At 61.7% G+C, this 3,475-nt stretch carries 5 protein-coding genes; 3 read left to right on the plus strand and 2 right to left on the minus strand.

All coding sequences use genetic code 11. The features are described from left to right. A partial coding sequence (locus tag EN893_RS24700; RefSeq protein ID WP_245490895.1) for a DHA2 family efflux MFS transporter permease subunit occupies nucleotides 1-1,478 on the plus strand: 1,478 nt, incomplete at its 5' end. A gap of 2 nt (nucleotides 1,479-1,480) precedes the next feature. On the opposite strand, the gene EN893_RS24705 is transcribed toward EN893_RS24700, so the two are convergent. After that, complete coding sequence (locus EN893_RS24705; RefSeq protein WP_206518931.1) at nucleotides 1,481-1,954, minus strand: CAP domain-containing protein; 474 nt, start codon at nucleotides 1,952-1,954, stop codon at nucleotides 1,481-1,483. A gap of 206 nt (nucleotides 1,955-2,160) precedes the next feature. On the opposite strand from EN893_RS24705, the gene EN893_RS24710 reads away from it, so the two are divergent. Further along, the gene (locus EN893_RS24710; RefSeq protein ID WP_127269392.1) at nucleotides 2,161-2,733 is read left to right on the plus strand and encodes a GNAT family protein; all 573 of its coding nucleotides are present in this window, start codon (nucleotides 2,161-2,163) and stop codon (nucleotides 2,731-2,733) included. On the opposite strand, the gene EN893_RS24715 is transcribed toward EN893_RS24710, so the two are convergent. Then, a complete protein-coding gene (locus tag EN893_RS24715) occupies nucleotides 2,730-3,092 on the minus strand; it encodes a helix-turn-helix domain-containing protein (RefSeq protein ID WP_127269391.1) in 363 nt (120 codons plus the stop codon). The genes EN893_RS24710 and EN893_RS24715 overlap by 4 nt on opposite strands. A 106-nt stretch (nucleotides 3,093-3,198) precedes the next feature. Here EN893_RS24715 and EN893_RS24720 point away from each other — a divergent pair. Then, the coding region (locus tag EN893_RS24720; protein ID WP_206640169.1) for a glutathione S-transferase N-terminal domain-containing protein at nucleotides 3,199-3,475 on the plus strand (277 nt) is incomplete at its 3' end.

Consider the following 3,475-nt stretch of genomic DNA (forward strand, 5'->3'; position numbering starts at 1 on the left):
CGCTCATGCTGGCGACGGTCATGCAGGCGCTCGACACGACGATCGCCAACGTGGCGCTGCCGACCATGACCGGCGACCTCGGCGCCTCGCCTGACAACATCAACTGGGTGCTGACCTCCTACATCGTTGCCGCCGCCATCATGACGCCGGTCACCGGCTGGCTGGCCGACCGCTTCGGCCGCAAGGAACTGTTCCTGACGGCGGTGGTCGGTTTCACCATATTCTCGATGCTGTGCGGCATCGCCTGGAGCCTGGAGAGCATAGTGTTCTTCCGGCTGATGCAAGGCGTGTTCGGAGCGGCGATCGTGCCTCTGTCGCAAACCTTCCTGCTCGACATCAATCCCAGGGAACGCCATGGCCAGGCGATGGCCATTTGGGGCGCCGGCATCATGCTGGGGCCGATTCTGGGCCCGACGCTGGGTGGCTGGCTGACCGAGAATTTCAACTGGCGCTGGGTGTTCTTCATCAACCTGCCGGTCGGCATCGTCGCCTTTCTCGGCATGGCCGCCTACTTGCCGGCCGTTGCCCGGCGGGTGCGCGGCTTCGATTTCTTCGGCTTCGCCATGATATCGCTCGGCGTCGGCGCGCTTCAGCTGCTGCTCGACCGCGGCGGCGAGGTCGACTGGTTTTCCTCGGTCGAGATCTGGATCGAACTTGGTCTTTCGCTCACCGGCTTCTGGGTGTTCATCATTCACACCATGACTGCGGAACACCCTTTCATCGATCCCAAGATCTTCCTTGACCGCAATTTCGTGACCGGGCTGGCGTTCATCTTCGTCATGGGTGTGCTCATCCTGGCGAGCATGTCGCTGCTGCCGCCAATGCTGTCGACCATCTTCGGCTATCCGACCGTCACCATCGGCGTCGTCATAGGGCCTCGCGGTGTCGGCACCATGATTTCGATGCTGGTCGTCGGCCGGCTGATGAGCAAGATCGACGCCCGGATCCTGGTCGTTATCGGTTTCCTCCTGACCGCGCAGTCGCTCTACACCATGTCCAGCTTCACGCCGCAGATGGACAACTGGCTGATCATCAGCTCCGGCGTCATCCAGGGGCTGGGCATGGGAATGGTGTTCGTGCCGCTGTCGACCGTCGCCTTCGCCACGCTTGACGTGCGCTTCCGCACCGATGCCACGGCCCTGTTCAGCCTGGTGCGCAATCTTGGCTCGTCCATCGGCGTGTCGGTCGTGACGGTTCTGATGGTGCGCAACACGCAGGTCAACCACGCCGAGCTTTCGGCCTTCATCAACCCGTTCAACCCAAATCTTTGGGCGGTCTCTCCGGCAGCCGCGAGCGGCGATCCGACGGCGCTTTCGCAGGTCGATCGCATGGTCAATCTCCAGGCGATGATGATTTCCTACGTCAATGACTTCAAAATACTCATGGTCATGACGCTGCTTGCCATCCCGTTTGTTTTCCTGCTGCGCAAGCCCAAGCAGGCGCCTGCCGGCGGCGCGCCGGCAGCGCATATGGATTAGCTCTATTTCCCGAGCACCAGGCTCCAGTAACGGAGCTTGCTGTCGCTGCCATCGCGCACATAGGCAAGGCCGAAGCGGGTGAAGCGCGGGTCGAGCATGTTGCGGCGATGGCCTGGTGAATGCACCCAGATGTCGAACAGTTTCTCGAGGTCGAAACGACCCTCGGCGATGTTCTCCGCCGCGGCACCGGAAATTCGACTGTCCCTGACGCGCGAGGCGAAATCCTTGCCCCAGCCGGTGGTGTGGCTCATGCGGCGGCGCTGCGCCATGTAGCCAGCCTGCTGCAGGGCGGCCTGTTCGAGCTGCCGGTCGGGGACCAGCGGCGCAAGCCCGGCCGAGACGCGGATGCTGGCCAGCGTGCTCGTGGCGGAGGAGGAGACCCCGGCGCCTTCGCCTGACGGCAGTGAAACGGTGCTGCAGGCGGCGAGGCCCGCCAAGGCTGCGAGGCCGGTCAGCACCATGCGCCTGCTCGGCATCGGGCGCGGTTCGATGGAATGGGAATGATCAATGGCCATTCCTGTCTGAATAGTCGCGATCATGGCTTTTGACGGGCAAGCGGTGAAAATTGCGCGAGAACCCATACGTTTGGTTTTTCGCAAAAAAATGCATCGCGTAATGTTGAAGTGTTGAAGCGCCCCCTTTCGGGCAATAGTCCAGGTGTCCCGAGTGAGGTGAGAATCCGATGCCAAAAACTGCCCGCACCTTCCCGACGCTCTCTACAGCCCGTCTGCTGCTGCGCGCTCCGGCCCTCGAAGATGCCGATGCCTTCCGGAATATCCTGTCGATCCCCGAGGTCACCCGGTTCTCGAACTGGCGGGATGCGCCGTCCAAGGCGGTGGCGGATCGGGCAATGAGATGGATGTGCAAGGTCTTTCCTACTGGCAAAGGCTGCGCCTGGATCATCGAGGATCGCGCTTCGAAGACCATGGCCGGTGCGATTCGCTACAATTGGTTCGTCCCTAAATCGAAGTGCGGCGAGATCGGCTACGAGTTGCATCCGGACTTCTGGGGCAGAGGTCTGATGACCGAAGCGGCTGCTGCCGTCGCTCTTTGCGGCCATCGGTTTTTCCTGCTCAATCGCATCGAGGCGTGGACGCTGCCGGGCAATACCGGATCGGACCGTGTGCTGGAGAAAGCCGGCTTCCGCTACGAGGGGACGCTACGGCAGAAAGCCCGGTTCAAGGGCGCCTACCACGACTTCAGGATGTTTGGACGACTGGCCGGCGATCATCCTGCCTCAATCGATCAGAATTAACCTGCCGCCATGCCGGCGTAAGTCTCCAGTGTCGATGAAGTCTGGCGATCGTCTTCCGTATGCACCCACCAGGCGCCCAGCGCGTCGATGAGCGGTACAAGTTTGCGGCCAGGCGCCGTGAGGTCATAGTCGACCCGCAACGGATAACCCGGACGCACCGTTCGCCGCACGATACCGGCGTCCTCCAGCTTGCGCAGTTCCAGGGTCAGGATGCGATGTGACACGGTCGGGTTGTCACGTCTCAGGTCGCTGAACCGCTTGGTCCCGTCCTTCAGATAATAGAGCAGCAGTGTGGGCCAGCGACCGCTGAGCACGCGCATGGTCTCTTCGATCGGGCAGCGTGAGACGACGTCTTTCATGGGCGGATCCTGGTTACAGAATTGTGCGTAATTTACATGGGACGACAAGCGTTTAGGGTCAAGTTTCGCTGCGCGGCGTGATCCTCTCAATCACGGAAGAAAACAAATGGAACCTATCCTCCTTTACGGCTTCCCGGCGGGAAGCTCGATGGGGCTTGTCGCTGCCTTTGAACGCGTCGGGCAACCCTATCGCCTGTGCCGCGTCGACATGCTCACCGAGATGAAAAACGATGCCTATGCCAGCATCAACGACCGTCAGGAAACGCCGGTGCTGATCACCGACGAAGGCCGGGTGCTCACCGAGACAATGGCCATCGCCTCGTGGCTCGAAGCCCGCGACACACAGCGCCGCATCAGCTTCGAACCGCGCACGCCGCAAGCCG

Origin of the sequence: Mesorhizobium sp. M7A.F.Ca.CA.004.04.2.1, assembly GCF_004022825.1 — a bacterium.
GTDB lineage: Bacteria > Pseudomonadota > Alphaproteobacteria > Rhizobiales > Rhizobiaceae > Mesorhizobium.

What these genes read in the sequence shown, in the direction of transcription:
- EN893_RS24715 (WP_127269391.1), bottom strand. Translation starts at nt 3,092, where the DNA reads ATGAAAGACGTCGTCTCACGCTGCCCGATCGAAGAGACCATGCGCGTG.
- EN893_RS24710 (WP_127269392.1), top strand. Translation starts at nt 2,161, where the DNA reads ATGCCAAAAACTGCCCGCACCTTCCCGACGCTCTCTACAGCCCGTCTG.
- EN893_RS24705 (WP_206518931.1), bottom strand. Translation starts at nt 1,954, where the DNA reads ATGCCGAGCAGGCGCATGGTGCTGACCGGCCTCGCAGCCTTGGCGGGC.